Source organism: Oceanospirillum linum (assembly GCF_001995095.2).
Taxonomy (GTDB): Bacteria; Pseudomonadota; Gammaproteobacteria; order Pseudomonadales; family Halomonadaceae; genus Oceanospirillum; species Oceanospirillum linum.
This window is the reverse complement of sequence record NZ_MTSD02000001.1, coordinates 467,265-483,636: the sequence shown is the minus strand read 5'-3', so window position 1 is coordinate 483,636 and position 16,372 is coordinate 467,265. Positions and strand designations below refer to the sequence as shown.

The 16,372-nt window shown below is 48.2% G+C and carries 12 protein-coding genes and 2 tRNA genes; 11 read left to right on the top strand and 3 right to left on the bottom strand.

From position 1 onward, the window contains the following. The first annotated feature begins 90 nt into the window (after positions 1-90). Positions 91-166 (top strand) — tRNA-Ala (locus BTA35_RS02245). Positions 167-222: 56 nt separating this feature from the next. Further along, positions 223-298, top strand: a tRNA-Glu gene (locus tag BTA35_RS02240). 142 nt (positions 299-440) lie between these two features. Here the strand turns inward: BTA35_RS02240 and BTA35_RS02235 are convergent. The 3 genes from BTA35_RS02235 to gltA all read right to left on the bottom strand — a co-directional run bounded on the left by BTA35_RS02235 (position 441) and on the right by gltA (position 4,727). Next, complete coding sequence (locus tag BTA35_RS02235; protein WP_077242790.1) at positions 441-2,351, bottom strand: HD domain-containing phosphohydrolase; 1,911 nt, start codon at positions 2,349-2,351, stop codon at positions 441-443. Between the two features lie 120 nt (positions 2,352-2,471). Further along, entirely contained in the window at positions 2,472-3,356 is an 885-nt protein-coding gene (locus tag BTA35_RS02230) for an NAD(P)-dependent oxidoreductase (RefSeq protein ID WP_338012996.1), read from the bottom strand. 84 nt (positions 3,357-3,440) lie between these two features. After that, positions 3,441-4,727 carry a citrate synthase gene (gltA, locus tag BTA35_RS02225; protein ID WP_077242788.1) on the bottom strand — a complete coding sequence of 429 codons (1,287 nt, stop codon included), beginning with the start codon at positions 4,725-4,727 and terminating at the stop codon, positions 3,441-3,443. 275 nt (positions 4,728-5,002) lie between these two features. On the opposite strand from gltA, the gene sdhC reads away from it, so the two are divergent. From sdhC to sucD, 9 genes are all read left to right on the top strand, one after another. Further along, a complete protein-coding gene (gene sdhC / locus BTA35_RS02220) occupies positions 5,003-5,476 on the top strand; it encodes a succinate dehydrogenase, cytochrome b556 subunit (protein ID WP_338012991.1) in 474 nt (157 codons plus the stop codon). Then, positions 5,470-5,817, top strand: a complete 348-nt coding sequence (gene sdhD / locus BTA35_RS02215) for a succinate dehydrogenase, hydrophobic membrane anchor protein (RefSeq protein ID WP_077242786.1) — start codon at positions 5,470-5,472, stop codon at positions 5,815-5,817. Before sdhC ends, sdhD begins: the two co-directional genes overlap by 7 nt. Positions 5,818-5,820: 3 nt before the next feature. After that, positions 5,821-7,596, top strand: coding sequence for a succinate dehydrogenase flavoprotein subunit (sdhA, locus tag BTA35_RS02210; RefSeq protein WP_077242785.1), 1,776 nt, complete (start codon positions 5,821-5,823; stop codon positions 7,594-7,596). Between the two features lie 21 nt (positions 7,597-7,617). Continuing rightward, on the top strand, positions 7,618-8,319 hold the full coding sequence (locus BTA35_RS02205; protein ID WP_274378414.1) for a succinate dehydrogenase iron-sulfur subunit: 702 nt from the start codon (positions 7,618-7,620) through the stop codon (positions 8,317-8,319). 234 nt (positions 8,320-8,553) lie between these two features. Continuing rightward, a complete protein-coding gene (locus BTA35_RS02200; RefSeq protein ID WP_077242783.1) occupies positions 8,554-11,397 on the top strand; it encodes a 2-oxoglutarate dehydrogenase E1 component in 2,844 nt (947 codons plus the stop codon). A gap of 86 nt (positions 11,398-11,483) precedes the next feature. Then, positions 11,484-12,695: a 2-oxoglutarate dehydrogenase complex dihydrolipoyllysine-residue succinyltransferase gene (odhB, locus tag BTA35_RS02195; RefSeq protein WP_077242782.1), complete on the top strand. Its 1,212-nt coding sequence runs from the start codon at positions 11,484-11,486 to the stop codon at positions 12,693-12,695. A gap of 42 nt (positions 12,696-12,737) precedes the next feature. Next, on the top strand, positions 12,738-14,177 hold the full coding sequence (gene lpdA, locus BTA35_RS02190; RefSeq protein WP_077242781.1) for a dihydrolipoyl dehydrogenase: 1,440 nt from the start codon (positions 12,738-12,740) through the stop codon (positions 14,175-14,177). Between the two features lie 107 nt (positions 14,178-14,284). Next, positions 14,285-15,448: an ADP-forming succinate--CoA ligase subunit beta gene (gene sucC / locus BTA35_RS02185; RefSeq protein WP_077242780.1), complete on the top strand. Its 1,164-nt coding sequence runs from the start codon at positions 14,285-14,287 to the stop codon at positions 15,446-15,448. Between the two features lie 4 nt (positions 15,449-15,452). Beyond that, positions 15,453-16,328 carry a succinate--CoA ligase subunit alpha gene (sucD, locus tag BTA35_RS02180; RefSeq protein ID WP_077242779.1) on the top strand — a complete coding sequence of 292 codons (876 nt, stop codon included), beginning with the start codon at positions 15,453-15,455 and terminating at the stop codon, positions 16,326-16,328. Positions 16,329-16,372 lie beyond the last annotated feature (44 nt).

Sequence of the window (16,372 nt, the reverse complement as noted above, 5' to 3'; positions counted from 1 at the left end):
TATAAGTTTTCTTAAAAAATGCCGTTTTTTTAGAAAAAAAGTATTGACCAGTGCGGGGCGGATCAGTATTATTCGTCCCGTACCTGAGATGGGGCCTTAGCTCAGCTGGGAGAGCGCAACACTGGCAGTGTTGAGGTCAGCGGTTCGATCCCGCTAGGCTCCACCAATCTCTTGTCTCTTTTGAAATCATACCGGTAAGTGTGTGATTTTGAAGTGTTATGCGTCCCATTCGTCTAGTGGCCTAGGACACCGCCCTTTCACGGCGGTAACAGGGGTTCGAACCCCCTATGGGACGCCACTTTTCTACTGAAGATTGAGTTGAAAAGAGATAACGATACCGCCTGATGGGCGGTTTTTTTATGCCTGAAATATAGCTTCTGTATCCGAAAGAGCCTGCCTGTACCATCCCTTTTTCTTAAGCCTTCTTCCGCTTAAGCCTTTTAGTCCATCATCAGTAATCTGTTAACAAAGTATTTGGCGGGGTCTTCCGGACGAACAATGGTGCCGACACTGGCGGAGCTGACCGGATCGGTTAAATCAAAATCGTCTGGCGTAATAAGTTGTTTTTTGTCGGCATCGTAAATGACACGAACCATTGCGGGTTTAGAGGTTTCCTCATCCAGTGTCAGAACAAAGCCTAGCTTGTTACTGGACAGGCGAACAAAAGAACCTACGGGCATAAGCCCAATGCATTTGATAAAGCGTTGTACCATTAGCCTGTCAAACTGCTTATCGCTATTCATGAGTGTTTTAAACGCCAGAGCTGGCAATACACCTTTTGCGTAGTTACGATCCGTCGTCATGGCATCGTAGGCATCAACAATACCAGCCATTCGGGCAAGGCCTGATATTTTGTCAGCCTTGAGCTGGCGGGGATAGCCTGAGCCATCAAGTCTTTCTGTGTTGCCCAGTACAACAGCGATTACCTCTTTCGGAATGTTGTCCGATGCTTCCGTGAGAGCCTTGTGGGTTGTGATGACATGCCGTTGCATGCTTTTCAACTCCTGGGCATTCAGCCTGTCGGGCTTGAATACAACCATACTGGGTAAAGTAGCCTTGCCTATATCATGTAGAAGACCTGCGTAGATAAGGTCTGCAAGCTTGCCCTGATAACCCATGCTTTTGGCAAAGTGAGCCAAATGAATGCCAAAGCTGACGCTGTGCTGGGGAATATAGTCCTGAGCATCGCGCAGGGTTGTTAGTGCCAGCAAAACATGTGGGTTTTGCTCCAGGGCGTTTGCCAGCTGTTCTGATATTTCGATTGCAGGCTGTAGTTTAAGAGTTGTTTTCTGCTTAACCTGGGCTAAAAGACCTTTAACAGCGGCAATAGCGTTTGTGTGGTAAATACGGAACTCTTTGAAAAGTTCCTGCAGTTTTGCTTTCTCTTTCTGCTGTTTAAGCTCATTAATACCGGTCTGAAGAGCGCTATCCTCAATCTGTTCTTTTACGGAGCCGTCGGTAGCCTTGTTGTCGCTATCGGTCGCTGTACCTGATGTTTTGCTTTTGTTTTTTTTGCCGGTAGTCCCTGCACTGCCTTCATCTTCATTTTCTTCAATGGGCTTTGGTTCATAAAGAGGGGAGATGTAACGGGCACTGCCATCACTGGAGCGACGGGCAACTTCCCGTTGTATTTCGGCAACGGCGTAGGAAACTTTGCGCTCTTCCATTGGCGGGAGATCGACAAACAGGCAGCCGCAACTTGAGCGATCCTTTTTGTCATCATAACCAACATGGCGAACCTGAATTGCGGTGCTGATCGATAGCTGATTAGGGAAGGTTATTGAACAGGCGTCAAGAACGATTTGGTTGCCAAGAGTGTCCCGGTAATCGCCGTCTATCTCAATCTGGCAGCCCTGGGCGGAGATGTCTTTCAGTTCGCCGACAATGGGTTTTGCAAAGTCTTTCGAGTCCAGAATAGCATCAATAATAACTCCGCGGCGGATTTGGGCCCGATAAAACTGTCGGCGCTGAAAATAATCGAGCTCGTCAGGAAAAGGAATCTTGTAGATGGCTTGTCCATCCTGGATCCCTTTTCCTGCTGCTTTCAGGGTCGATGACGCTATTCTGCAGCCGTCATAGTAGGCTTCAAACATAAACGCGCCACTTTTTGCCATCATTCTGTCACCCCAGTTAGGGGTAACCTGATCGATAATAAAGTGGCGGTTTTTCAGGTCGACTTTCAGAATAATGGTGCTATACACACCTTCGACCGTATTAAAGTGTAATTTTAGCGGGATATGATGATCTTTCAGGCGGTTGAGAAGCCCGTAAATGCTTTCAGGTTTGGTCAATAGCTGGCCCTGTGGCTCAGATTGATTGTCCTGTTGTGCGTTGGGGGTCTCCGTTGCCAAGGTATCAAATCCTCTTTGTCTGAATGGCTAATTTGTTTTCGTGGAAAGAAAACACCTTATAAAATCAAAAAGCTAAATTGTACACTTAAAATTGTATCTGGAAATTACATAAAAAAGTATTTAATCGGTCGCTTTCAGGCGTTTTAGCAAACTGGACGTATCCCAGCGCCCGCCACCCATTGCCTGTACTTCGCTGTAGAACTGGTCAACAAGTGCGGTGACCGGTAGTTTAGCCTGAATCTTACGTCCCTGGTTTAGACAGATATCAAGGTCTTTGCGCATCCAGTCCACCGCAAAGCCGTGTTCATACTGATCGCTGATCATGGTTTGGTGTCGGTTGACCATCTGCCAGGAGCCTGCTGCGCCTTTGGAAATCACATCAATAACTTTATTCTGGTCGAGTCCGGCCTTTTCGGCAAAGTAGAGCCCTTCAGACAGGCCTTGTACCAGTCCGGCTATACAGATCTGGTTGACCATTTTGGTGAGTTGACCTGCTCCGGCTGCACCCATTAGGGTGACGGCCTGCGCATAGCTCGACATGATGGCTTCGGTCTTCTCGAAAACAGTGTCTTCACCACCGCACATGATCGTTAATTTACCGTTCTCAGCTCCTTGCTGGCCGCCGGATACAGGGGCATCGATAAAGTGTAAGCCAGCTCTACGGCATGCGGTATCGAGTTCAATGGCAAGCTCTGCTGAGGCTGTTGTATGGTCGATCAGAATACTGCCGGCTTTCATGCTTTCAATAACGCCATTTTCGGCAATGGTGACACTGCGTACATCATCGTCATTACCGACACAGCAAAATACAATGTCAGCATCTTTAGCGGCCTCAGCAGGTGTTGTGCCAAAGCTACCGCCGAAAGTTTCGGTCCATTGCTTTGCTTTGCTGGAGGTCCTGTTATACACGCAGACCTTGTGACCTGCGCTTGCCAGGTGGCCTGCCATTGGGTAGCCCATAACGCCCAGGCCGATAAATGCGAGGTTAAGTGTCATTGTTGTTATTCCTCTTTCTTGCTGTGATAAGAATACTGTTTCTGATAATAAAAAAGGGCTGCAAAGCAGCCCTTTTTTGGAACCGATTTTTGCTTATTTAGCAGGATAATCGCGCATATCGGAACCTTTGTACAGCTGGCGAGGGCGGCCAATTTTGTTGTCGCCGCTTACCATTTCTTTCCAATGGGAGATCCAGCCAACAGTGCGTGACAATGCGAAAATCACAGTGAACATGTTAGTTGGGATGCCTATTGCTTTAAGGATAATGCCGGAGTAGAAGTCTACGTTAGGGTATAGCTGGCGCTTCACAAAGTACTCATCTTCAAGGGCGATCTCTTCAAGGCGCTTGGCAATATGTAATTGAGGGTCGTTTTCCAGACCAAGTTCTTTCAGAACTTCGTCGCAGGTTTCTTTCATTACTTTTGCACGAGGGTCGAAGTTGCGATAAACGCGATGACCAAAGCCCATCAGGCGGAATGGATCATCTTTATCTTTCGCTTTGGCAATAAAGCGCTGAATATTGTCTTCAGAGTCTTCGCCAATCTCATCCAGCATAGTCAGGACAGCTTCGTTTGCTCCACCATGGGAAGGTCCCCATAGCGCTGCAATGCCTGCCGCAATACAAGCGAAAGGATTTGCACCCGTGGAGCCGGTAAGGCGTACGGTTGATGTTGAAGCGTTTTGCTCATGATCGGCATGGAGCATAAAGATGCGATCCATGGCTTTTGCCAGCACAGGATTCGGTACGTATTCTTCACAAGGGGTGCTGAACATCATATGCAGGAAGTTTTCTGCATAGCTCAGATCGTTGCGTGGATAGACAAACGGCTGGCCGGTTGAGTATTTGTAGCACATTGCGGAAATCGTCGGCATTTTAGCGATTAAGCGGAATGCAGATACTTCGCGGTCCCGTGGATTTTTGATATCCAGGGAGTCATGATAGAACGCAGACAGAGCGCCAACAACGCCGCATAAGATTGCCATGGGGTGTGCATCACGGCGGAAGCCTTTAAAAAACTGAGTCAGTTGCTCATGCACCATGGTGTGGTAGGTGATGGTGGACTCAAAACTTTTCTTATCTTCCGGGCTGGGTAGTTCGCCGTTCAGCAGAAGGTAGCACAGTTCTATGTAATCAGACTGTTTTGCCAGCTGGTCGATCGGATAACCCCGGTGCAGCAGAACACCTTTGGCGCCATCAATATAGGTGATCTCTGATTCACAGGATGCTGTGGAAACAAAACCGGGGTCGTAGGTGAACATTCCCTTGGAGGTCAAGCCGCGTACGTCGATAACGTCAGGGCCAACAGTGCCGTTATAAATCGGCAGTTCAATTGGATCATCAAGCCCTGGTACCGTCAGGATCGCTTTCTTGTCAGCCATTATGGCCTCCTTTCTAATTGTTAATTCATACTTGCCATGCCCAAAATCGCGGACTGCACAAATATAGAAGGATAAGCAGGATTGTCAATTACCCAAAAAGGTAGCAGTAAAGCAGGTAATGGTTGTTAAAATCAATGACCCATCGGACGTGTGGCGTTTTCGTGGAATTATGACCCGGCTATGCCTTTGGTTTTATTGTAATCAGAATAGCGAGTCACTATAATTCCTGCCGCACGATTGGCGGTGGTGCGGCCTTATATAAATAAGTTAATGAAATGGGGTTTTTTGCCTTTTTTATGCTTCTATATATAAGGATGCAACCACCTGAAACCATAAGCCCTATGAAAGGGCATAGAGAGTGTGTAAGAGCCGTGAATAGCAAAAGACCTGTAAACTTAGATCTAGCAACTATTAAGCTCCCTCTCCCTGCATATACTTCGATTCTGCACCGTATCACGGGCGTCATTCTGTTTGTTGGACTGGCGTTCATGTTCTGGGCTTTTGATGCTTCTCTGGAATCAGAGCAAAGCTTCAATGCAGTTAAAGAGACTCTGCAGGAGGGTGCATTCGCCAAGTTTGTACTCTGGGGACTTCTTTCCGCACTGGCCTACCATGTGGTAGCAGGTATCAAACATCTGTTTATGGATGCAGGTATCGGTGAAACACTGGAAGGGGGTCAGCTGGGTGCCAAGCTGACGCTGGTGATTTCTGTAATTCTGATTGTACTGGCAGGAGTGTGGGTATGGTAACCAACGTAACGAATTTTGGTCGTAGCGGCCTGTCAGATTGGTTGTTACAGCGTTTTAGTGCGGTTGTTCTAGCTCTGTACAGCGTTTTTATCGTTGGTTATTTCCTGACGACTTCTGACTTGGATTACGCGCAGTGGTCCGGTTTCTTTCAGCAAACCTGGGTTCGTATCTTTACGTTCCTGACGATCCTGTCTATTGCTGCCCACGCCTGGATTGGTCTGTGGACAATTTCCACAGACTATATTAAGCCAACGGGGATCCGTTTTGTCTTCCAGGCAGTATGTAACCTAGCCCTCTTTACCTATGTGGTATGGGGTGTTCAAGTTCTTTGGGGAGCGTAAGGAATGACTGCAAATCTACGTACACTGAATTTTGATGCCATCATTGTTGGTGGTGGTGGTTCCGGTATGCGCGCTGCTCTGCAGCTGTCGCAATCCGGTAAGAAAACTGCTCTGATTACAAAAGTGTTCCCAACCCGTTCTCACACGGTATCCGCTCAGGGTGGTATTACCTGTGCGATTGCAAGTGCAGATCCGAATGATGATTGGCGCTGGCACATGTACGACACCGTAAAAGGTTCGGACTACATTGGTGACCAGGATGCAATTGAGTACATGTGTTCCGAAGGCCCTAAAGCGGTATTCGAATTGGAGCATATGGGATTGCCTTTCTCCCGTTTTGACAATGGTCGTATCTACCAGCGTCCTTTCGGTGGTCAGTCTAAGAACTTCGGTGAAGGTGGTCAGGCTGCTCGTACCTGTGCCGCTGCTGACCGTACCGGTCACGCTCTGCTGCACACTCTGTATCAGGCTAACCTGAAAAATAACACGGTATTTCTGAATGAATGGTATGCCGTGGATCTGGTGCGTAACGACGCTGGTGATATCTGTGGTGTGATCGCGCTGTGTATCGAGACTGGCGAAACCGTATTTGTTAAAGCAGCCGCGACTGTACTGGCAACAGGTGGTGCAGGTCGTATTTACGCGTCTACCACGAATGCGCTGATCAATACCGGTGACGGTGTAGGTATGGCTCTGCGTGCTGGTATTCCTGTTCAGGATATCGAAATGTGGCAGTTCCACCCAACCGGTATTGCGGGTGCGGGTGTACTGGTTACTGAAGGTTGTCGTGGTGAAGGTGGCTATCTTGTAAACAAAGATGGTGAGCGCTTCATGGAGCGTTATGCGCCTAACGCGAAGGACCTTGCCGGTCGTGATGTTGTGGCCCGCTCCATGGTTATGGAGATTCTGGAAGGCCGTGGTTGTGGTGAGAATGGCGACCATGTATTCCTGAAGCTGGATCACCTGGGTGAAGAGGTTCTGAATAAGCGCCTGCCAGGTATCTGTGAGCTGTCTAAAACATTTGCCCATGCGGATCCGACTAAAGAACCTGTACCGGTTGTTCCTACCTGCCACTACATGATGGGCGGTGTACCGACTAATGTTCATGGTCAGGCGCTGACCCAGGACGAAGACGGTAACGATCACATCATTAATGGTCTGTACGCTGTAGGTGAAGTTGCATGTGTTTCCGTGCACGGTGCGAACCGTCTGGGTGGTAACTCTTTGCTTGATCTGGTTGTATTTGGTCGTGCTGCGGGTATCCATATCGAGAAAGCTTTGAGCGAAGGTCTGACCGACGCTGATGTTAACGAAGCTGATATCGAACGTGCTATGGCACGGATGAATCGCTGGAATGAGTCCAGTGATGGCGAAAGCGTAGCTGCTCTACGTGCTGAACTGCAGCAAACCATGCAGAACTATTTCGGTGTATTCCGTACAGAAGAGTACATGCAGAAAGGTATTCAGGAACTGGCTTCCCTTCGTGAGCGTATAGCTAATGCGAAGCTGGACGATAAGTCCCAGGCGTTTAACACCGCGCGTATTGAAGCTCTTGAACTGGATAACCTGCTTGAAGTGGCGGAAGCAACGGCTATTACAGCTGAATACCGTAAAGAGAGCCGCGGTGCTCACGCACGTGATGATTATCGTGATCGTGATGATGAGAACTGGCTGAAGCACTCAATGTACTTCCCGGCTGATAAGCGTGTTGGTAAGCGTGATGTTAATTTCTCACCAAAAACTGTACCGACGTTTGAACCGAAAGTACGTACTTACTAATTTACGGGAGTTAGCCTAATGCTGGTTGTTAGTGTATATCGCTATAATCCGGAAAAAGATTCTGCTCCGTACATGCAGGAGTTCAATATCGACACTAAAGGCGCTGACGTCATGGTGTTGGATGTTCTTAGCATGATTAAAGAGCAGGATAATACGTTTGCTTACCGTCGTTCTTGCCGTGAAGGTGTTTGCGGTTCCGATGGTATGAATATGAATGGTAAGAATGGTCTTGCCTGCATCACACCTCTTTCTGAAGTTGTGACTGCGGATAAGCTGGTCATTCGTCCTCTGCCAGGTCTTCCGGTTATTCGGGATCTGGTGGTTGATATGTCTCTGTTCTACAAGCAATATGAACGCATCAAGCCTTATCTGCTGAATGACACTCCTGCTCCGGCTATTGAGCGTCTGCAAGCACCTGAAGATCGTGATAAACTTGATGGATTGTACGAGTGTATTCTCTGTGCATGTTGTTCAACGGCCTGTCCGTCGTTCTGGTGGAATCCTGATAAATTTGTAGGCCCGTCCGGTCTGCTACAGGCATACCGTTTCCTGATCGACAGCCGTGATACTCAGACTCGTGAACGACTGAGTGAACTGGACGATCCGTTCAGTGTATTCCGTTGTCGCGGTATTATGAACTGTGTAAGTGTGTGTCCAAAAGGCTTGAATCCAACAAAAGCCATTGGCCACATCCGTGACATGTTGTTGCGTAACGCAACCTAGTCATACCGCAGCTCATCAATACAATAATAAAGCTATTGTGTCTGCCAAAAGGCTGACACCTGTGGTCGCTAAAGCCGGTGCTCAAAAGGTACCGGCTTTAGCAAATGTAAAACGACTTGGGGAACAGGGCTTGACCCTAATCTGCAGAAGGTAAGGCACGCTACCTTTTTTTTGACCTGAAAAAGACTCAGGGGTCATTGTGGATTTCAAGTTCCTCGTGCAGGGTGACTAAGAATGCAAGAAGGCATAATGGAGTTGATGTGGAGCTCTTCCCACGTCTACGGAGGCAATGTGTCCTACGTTGAAGGGCTTTATGAGCAATATTTGCTTGATCCGAATGCAATTCCTGAAGAGTGGAGGAACTACTTCGACAAGCTCCCACGAACCGAAGGCGCCGGTTCCCGTGATATCCCCCTTACCCCCATCCGTGAACACTTCGATCTGCTTGCTAAAAACAAGCACAAAGCTGCTCCCGCCAGTGCAGGCTCAGTAAGTACTGAGCATGAGAAGAAACAGGTTCGTGTCCTTCAGCTGATCAATGCTTACCGCTTCCGTGGCCACCAGAAAGCGAATATTGATCCTTTGAATCTTCTTGAGCGTGAGCCGGTAGCTGATCTGGACCTGGCATATCATCAACTATCTTCCGCTGACCTTGATACCGTTTTCCAAACGGGCTCTCTGTTTATCGGCAAAGATGAAGCCCCATTGCGTGACATTATCGAAGCGCTGGAGAAGACCTACTGCTCCACCACCGGCGCAGAGTTCATGCATATTGTGAACACTGAAGAAAAGCGCTGGTTACAACAGCGTTTTGAAAGCGTGCGTTCAGCTCCGGCATTCGGAGTTGAGGCGAAAAAGCATATCCTTGAGCGCTTAACCGCTGCTGAGGGTATGGAGAATTATCTTGCATCCCGCTATCCAGGTACCAAGCGTTTTGGTCTGGAAGGTGGTGAATCTTTTATTCCTATGGTTGATGAGCTGATTCAGCGCTCTGGCTCATTTGGTGTAAAAGAAATTGTTATCGGTATGGCCCACCGTGGGCGTCTGAACCTTCTGGTTAACATTCTGGGTAAAAACCCTGCTGAGCTATTTGAAGAGTTTGAAGGTAAAAAACTCAATCATGATGGCTCCGGTGATGTGAAATATCACCAAGGATTTTCATCCAATGTTATGACGTCCGGCGGTGAAGTGCACCTGGCTCTTGCATTCAACCCGTCTCACCTTGAGATTGTCTCTCCGGTTGTTGAAGGTTCTGTTCGGGCTCGCCAGGATCGTCGTAAAGACCAGTCTGGTGATGCGGTAATGCCGATTGTTGTTCATGGTGATTCAGCCTTTGCTGGTCAGGGTGTGGTGATGGAGACGTTCCAGATGTCTCAGACCCGTGCCTATAAGACAGGTGGCACGATTCACCTTGTCATCAATAACCAGGTTGGTTTCACCACCAGCAAACCAGAAGATACCCGCTCTACCGAATACTGCACCGATATTGCGAAGATGGTTCAGGCTCCGATCATTCATGTTAATGGTGATGACCCTGAGGCCGTGATTCATGCTGCTCAGGTTGCCGCGGATTATCGTCAGCAGTTTAAGCGTGATGTTGTGATTGACCTGGTTTGTTATCGTCGTCGTGGTCACAACGAAGCGGATGAGCCATCTGGTACACAGCCTCTGATGTATCAGAAGATTTCCAAGCAGCCAAGTACACGTACACTTTATGCTAAGAAGCTGATTGAAGAAGGTGTATTAAGCGAAGCTGAAGATAAAGACCGGATGGAAGACTATCGCTCTGCTCTGGTTGATGGCCGTCATGTAGCAAACAGCCTGGTTAAAGAGCCAAACAAAGAGCTGTTTGTTGATTGGACGCCTTATCTTGGTCATGCGTGGACCTCTCAGGCAGATACTTCTGTTGAGCTGACTCACCTGCAGGCTTTGGCGAACAAGCTGGGTGAGATCCCGGATGGCGTTAAGATTCAGCGTCAGGTTAATAAAATTTATGAAGACCGTCGTAAGATGGCTGCAGGTGCTATGCCTGTAAACTGGGGTTTTGCAGAAGTACTGGCTTATGCCACTATTCTGGACCAGAACCACCCGGTTCGTATTACCGGTCAGGATGTCGGTCGTGGCACCTTCTCGCACCGTCATGCTGTGATTCACAGTCAGGCTGATGGAGAGGTTTATGTTCCTTTGCAGAACCTGTCTGAGTCACAGCCTACCATGACGATTCATGATTCTTATCTATCCGAAGAAGCCGTTCTGGCTTTTGAGTATGGATACGCAACAACAAAACCTGATGCTCTTGTCATCTGGGAAGCTCAGTTCGGTGACTTTGCCAACGGAGCTCAGGTTGTAATTGATCAGTTCATCACCAGTGGTGAACACAAATGGGGGCGTTTGTGCGGCCTGACTATGCTGTTGCCTCATGGCTATGAAGGTCAGGGCCCTGAGCACTCCTCCGCACGTTTAGAGCGTTACCTGCAGTCTTGCGCGGAGCAAAACATTCAGGTTGTTGTTCCGACTACGCCGGCTCAGGTTTTCCACATGCTGCGTCGTCAGGTGATTCGTCCGCTGCGTAAGCCGCTGATTGTGATGTCACCTAAGAGTTTGCTGCGTCATAAAGATGCAACGTCTACTCTTGAAGAGCTGGCTAACGGCAGCTTCCAAACCATTATCAATGAAGTGGATGCCACCATTGATAAAAGCAAGGTAAAACGTCTGGTTCTGACGACCGGTAAGGTCTACTACGACCTGGCGAATTACCGTCGTGAGAATGAGCGCGAAGATACAGCTATTATCCGTATTGAGCAGCTGTATCCATTCCCGACCGAGAAATTGGCAGAGATCGTTGCCGAATATCCTGCTTTGGAAGATGTTGTCTGGTGTCAGGATGAGCCGATGAATCAGGGTGCCTGGTACAGCAGTCAGCATCACATGCGTGGTGTGCTGAATGACTACCGTAAAGGCTTCGGTTATGAACTGAAGTTTGCGGGTCGTGCTGCATCTGCGGCTCCGGCTTGTGGTTATACCTCTGTGCATGCTGAACAGCAGACACAGCTGGTATCTGATGCTTTTAACGCTTAATTGATCAATTACGTGCCCTGCTAACTGGCGGGGCACCTCAGATTTTTTGTTTGTGCAAACAAAGAACAATCCAGAAAGGACCGAACATGGCTACTGAAATTAAAGCTCCCGTCTTCCCTGAATCTGTTGCAGACGGAACCATCGTAAACTGGGCAAAACAACCTGGCGAAGCTGTTTCACGTGATGAGCTGCTGGTTGAAATCGAAACTGATAAAGTTGTTCTGGAAGTTGTTGCCCCTGCTGATGGTGTTATTAAAGAGATCAGAAAGGATCTTGACGCTACAGTGTTGAGCGACGAGGTCATCGCAATTTTTGAAGAAGGCGCTGCTGGGACTACAGCTGCACCTGCTGAAGAAGCTTCCGCCGCTGCACCTTCTGCTTCTGAAGAAGAAACCGTTCAGGTTGGTGACAAGATTCTGAGCCCTGCAGCCCGCAAGATGGCTGATGAGAATGGCCTGGATGTTGCCAAGCTGACCGGTACCGGTAAAGGTGGCCGTGTCACTAAAGAAGACGTACAGAAAGCAGTACAGTCCGGCGCTGCTAAAGCGGCACCTGCTGCAGCTCCTGCCGTTGAAGTGAATGTTGCTGCCGGTGAGCGTGTTGAGAAACGTGTTCCAATGAGCCGTATGCGTCAGACCATCGCTAAGCGTCTGGTTGATGCTCAGCAAACTGCCGCTATGCTGACCACTTACAATGAAGTGGACATGAAGCCGGTTATGGAGCTGCGTAAGAAATACAAAGATATGTTCGAGAAGAAGCACAACGGCACTCGTCTTGGCTTTATGTCTTTCTTCGTAAAGGCGGCTGCCGAGGCTCTGAAACGCTTCCCGGATGTTAACGCTTCCATCGACGGCTCGGATATTGTTTACCACGGTTACTACGATATCGGTGTTGCAGTCTCTACTGATCGTGGTCTGGTTGTTCCAATTCTGCGCGATACCGACACTATGAGCCTGGCTGATGTAGAATCCAGCATCGGTGAATACGCGAAGCGCGGCCGTGAAGGTAAATTGGGCATTGCTGATATGACAGGTGGTACTTTCACCATTACTAACGGCGGTGTATTCGGCTCTCTGATGTCTACTCCAATCCTGAATGCTCCTCAGACTGCTATTCTGGGTATGCACAAAATTCAGGAACGACCTATGGCAGTTAATGGACAAGTTGAGATTCGTCCTATGATGTATCTTGCGCTGTCTTATGACCACCGTATGATCGATGGTAAAGATGCTGTACAGTTCCTTGTTACCATCAAGGAACTTCTTGAAGATCCAGCTCGTATCCTGCTGGAAGTTTAAGTACAGTTTGATCACTCATGACACGAAAGACAGGAAAAAATAATGTCTGATAAATTTGATGTAGTTGTCATCGGTGCAGGTCCTGGCGGTTATGTTGCAGCGATCCGTGCAGCACAACTTGGCCTGAAAACAGCTTGCGTTGAAAAATGGCTGAATAAAGAAAGCAAACCTGTATATGGTGGTACCTGCCTTAATGTTGGCTGTATCCCATCAAAGGCGCTATTAGAAGCTTCCCACAAGTATGCTGAAACACAGCATGATTTTGCGGATATGGGTATTGAAGTTTCTGACGTCAAAATGGACGTTAAGAAAATGATCGCCCGTAAGAACAAGATCGTTGGCAACCTGACTCAGGGTATTGCTGGTCTGTTCAAGGCAAATGGCGTTACGGGTTTGCATGGCACAGGTAAAGTACTGAGTGGTAAGAAAGTAGAAGTGACCGCTCATGATGGTTCTGTGCAGATTGTTGAAGCGGATAACATTATTATTGCTTCCGGCTCAGTACCTGTTGAAATTCCACCAACGCCTCTGACTGAAGGGCTGATCGTTGACTCTACCGGCGCACTGGACTTTGAAGAAGTTCCTGGTCGTTTGGGTGTTATCGGTGGCGGTGTTATTGGTCTTGAGTTGGGTTCTGTATGGCAGCGCCTGGGTTCTGAAGTTACCGTACTGGAAGCTCAGGATGCGTTTCTGGCGTCTACTGACCAGCAGATTGCTAAAGAAGCTAAGAAAATTCTGTCCAAGCAAGGTATGGATATCAAAATTGGTGCCCGTGTCACCGGTTCTGAAATTAACGGCAACGAAGTTGTTGTGACCTATGCTGATGCTAAAGGTGAGCAGACTCAAACCTTTGACAAACTGATCGTTTGTGTTGGTCGACGTCCATACACTGAAGCGCTGTTATCCAACGACTCCGGTGTTTCTCTGGATGAGCGTGGCTTCATCTATGTTGATGATCAGTGCCGTACCTCTGTGCCAGGTGTTTACGCGATTGGTGATGTGGTGCGTGGGCCTATGCTGGCTCATAAGGCATCTGAAGAAGGCGTTATGGTTGCTGATATCGTAGCAGGGCACAAAGCTCAGGTTAACTACGATGCTATTCCTGGTGTTATCTATACCTTCCCTGAAATCGCTTCTGTTGGTAAGACTGAAGAAGATGTGAAAGCAGAAGGTACTGAGTATGAAACGGGTGTCTTCCCGTTCACCGCTATTGGTCGTGCAATGACCAATGGTTGCACCGACGGTATGGTGAAAATTATTACTCAGAAAGATACTGATCGTATCCTGGGTATGCACATTATTGGTCAGAATGCTGGTGAGATGATTCACCAGGGTGTGATCGCAATGGAATTTGGCTCCAGTGCAGAAGATCTGGCACTGATGTGCTTTGCGCACCCGACGTTGTCTGAAGCTGTTCACGAAGCGGCTTTGGCAGTTGACGGTCACGCAATTCATATGCCGAACCGTAAGAAACGCAAGTAATTTTGACGTTTAAGAAATAAAAAATTACGGGTAACCGTAGCAGGGGGCGACACCATACCCCAAGGTGTCGCCAATAGTGTTAGTGCACAAAAAAATGGCTTAGCAGTATGAATCTTCATGAATATCAGGGCAAACAGCTTTTTGCCGCATACGGACTGCCTGTCTCCAAGGGTTTTGCTGTAGATACCCCGGAAGAAGCCGCGCAAGCGTGTGAAAAAATCGGTGGTGACAAGTGGGTAGTTAAAGCACAGGTTCACGCAGGTGGCCGTGGTAAGGCTGGTGGTGTGAAACTGATCGAAACTCCGGCTCAGGCTGCCGAGTTCGCTCAGAACTGGCTGGGTAAAAATCTGGTGACTTACCAGACTGATGAAAATGGTCAACCTGTTTCTAAAATCTTAGTAGAAACCTGCACTGACATTGCTGACGAACTTTACCTGGGTGCGGTTGTTGACCGTGCTACTCGTCGTATCGTTTTCATGGCATCCACTGAAGGTGGTGTTGAGATCGAGAAAGTCGCTGAAGAAACTCCAGAAAAGATTCTGAAAGCTGTTATCGATCCTCTGGTTGGCGCACAGCCATACCAAGGCCGTGAGCTTGGCTTTAAACTGGGTCTGAACAAGACTCAGGTTGGTCAGTTTACTAAGATCTTTATGGGTCTGGCTAAATTATTCCAGGAAAAAGATCTGGCGCTGATCGAAATTAACCCTCTGGTTGTTAAAGAAGACGGTGATCTGCACTGTCTGGATGCCAAGCTGGGTGTTGATGGTAACTCTGTATACCGTCACAAAGATCTGCAGGAGATGAACGACCCTTCCCAGGAAGATGCTCGTGAAGCTGAAGCTGCAGAATGGGATCTTAACTATGTAGCACTGGATGGTAACATCGGTTGCATGGTGAATGGTGCTGGTCTGGCGATGGGCACGATGGATATCGTTGCTCTGCACGGTGGTTTCCCTGCGAACTTCCTGGACGTTGGTGGCGGTGCGACGAAAGAGCGCGTTGCTCACGCATTCAAACTGATTCTGTCCGACAGTAAAGTTAAAGCAGTTCTGGTGAATATTTTCGGTGGTATCGTTCGTTGCGATATGATTGCTGAAGGTATCATCGGTGCGGTGAAAGAAGTAGGTGTTAACGTACCTGTTGTTGTTCGTCTTGAGGGTACCAATGCCGACCTGGGTAAAAAGGTTCTGTCTGAATCTGGCCTGGATATCATCGCAGCTGAAAGCTTAACTGACGCTGCTCAACAAGCGGTAAAAGCGGCGGGGAACTAATCGAATGTCTATCTTAATCAACAAAGACACTAAAGTAATCTGCCAGGGTTTCACTGGTGGTCAGGGTACTTTCCATTCTGAGCAAGCTATTGCATATGGTACTCAGATGGTTGGTGGTGTAACTCCTGGTAAGGGTGGTACGACTCACCTGGGTCTGCCGGTATTCAACACAGTTGCTGAAGCTGTTGAAACCACTGGCGCTGACGCTTCTGTTATCTACGTTCCTGCTCCTTTCTGTAAGGATTCTATCCTGGAAGCAGCAAACGCAGGTATCAAGCTGATCGTTTGTATCACTGAGCACATTCCTGTGCTGGATATGCTGGACTGTAAAGTTAAGTGTGACGAGCTGGGTGTTCAGCTGGTTGGCCCTAACTGCCCGGGTGTTATCACTCCAGGCGAATGTAAGATCGGTATCATGCCGGGCCACATTCACCTGCCGGGTAAAGTAGGTATCGTTTCCCGCTCCGGTACTCTGACTTACGAAGCCGTTAAGCAGACGACTGATGCTGGTTTCGGTCAGTCCACTTGTGTTGGTATCGGTGGTGACCCGATTCCAGGTTCTAACTTCATCGACATTCTGGAAAAATTTGAGAATGATCCACAGACTGAAGCGATCGTAATGATCGGTGAGATCGGTGGTACTGCTGAAGAAGAAGCTGCTGCTTACATCAAAGCGAATGTATCTAAGCCTGTTGTATCCTACATTGCTGGTGTAACTGCACCTAAAGGCAAGCGTATGGGTCATGCTGGTGCAATCATCTCCGGTGGTAAAGGTACTGCAGATGACAAGTTTGCTGCACTGGAAGACGCTGGCGTTAAGACTGTACGCTCTCTGGCTGGTATCGCAGACGGTCTGCGCGAAGTTACTGGTTGGAAATAAACTTACTTTGAGTAAGTGGTAATTATTAATAAGACTGATAATTA

Coding starts and splice junctions, on each gene's coding strand:
- gltA (WP_077242788.1), bottom strand. CDS start 4,727: ATGGCTGACAAGAAAGCGATCCTGACGGTACCAGGGCTTGATGATCCA.
- sdhC (WP_338012991.1), top strand. CDS start 5,003: ATGGGGTTTTTTGCCTTTTTTATGCTTCTATATATAAGGATGCAACCA.
- sdhD (WP_077242786.1), top strand. CDS start 5,470: ATGGTAACCAACGTAACGAATTTTGGTCGTAGCGGCCTGTCAGATTGG.
- sdhA (WP_077242785.1), top strand. CDS start 5,821: ATGACTGCAAATCTACGTACACTGAATTTTGATGCCATCATTGTTGGT.
- BTA35_RS02200 (WP_077242783.1), top strand. CDS start 8,554: ATGCAAGAAGGCATAATGGAGTTGATGTGGAGCTCTTCCCACGTCTAC.
- odhB (WP_077242782.1), top strand. CDS start 11,484: ATGGCTACTGAAATTAAAGCTCCCGTCTTCCCTGAATCTGTTGCAGAC.
- lpdA (WP_077242781.1), top strand. CDS start 12,738: ATGTCTGATAAATTTGATGTAGTTGTCATCGGTGCAGGTCCTGGCGGT.
- sucC (WP_077242780.1), top strand. CDS start 14,285: ATGAATCTTCATGAATATCAGGGCAAACAGCTTTTTGCCGCATACGGA.
- sucD (WP_077242779.1), top strand. CDS start 15,453: ATGTCTATCTTAATCAACAAAGACACTAAAGTAATCTGCCAGGGTTTC.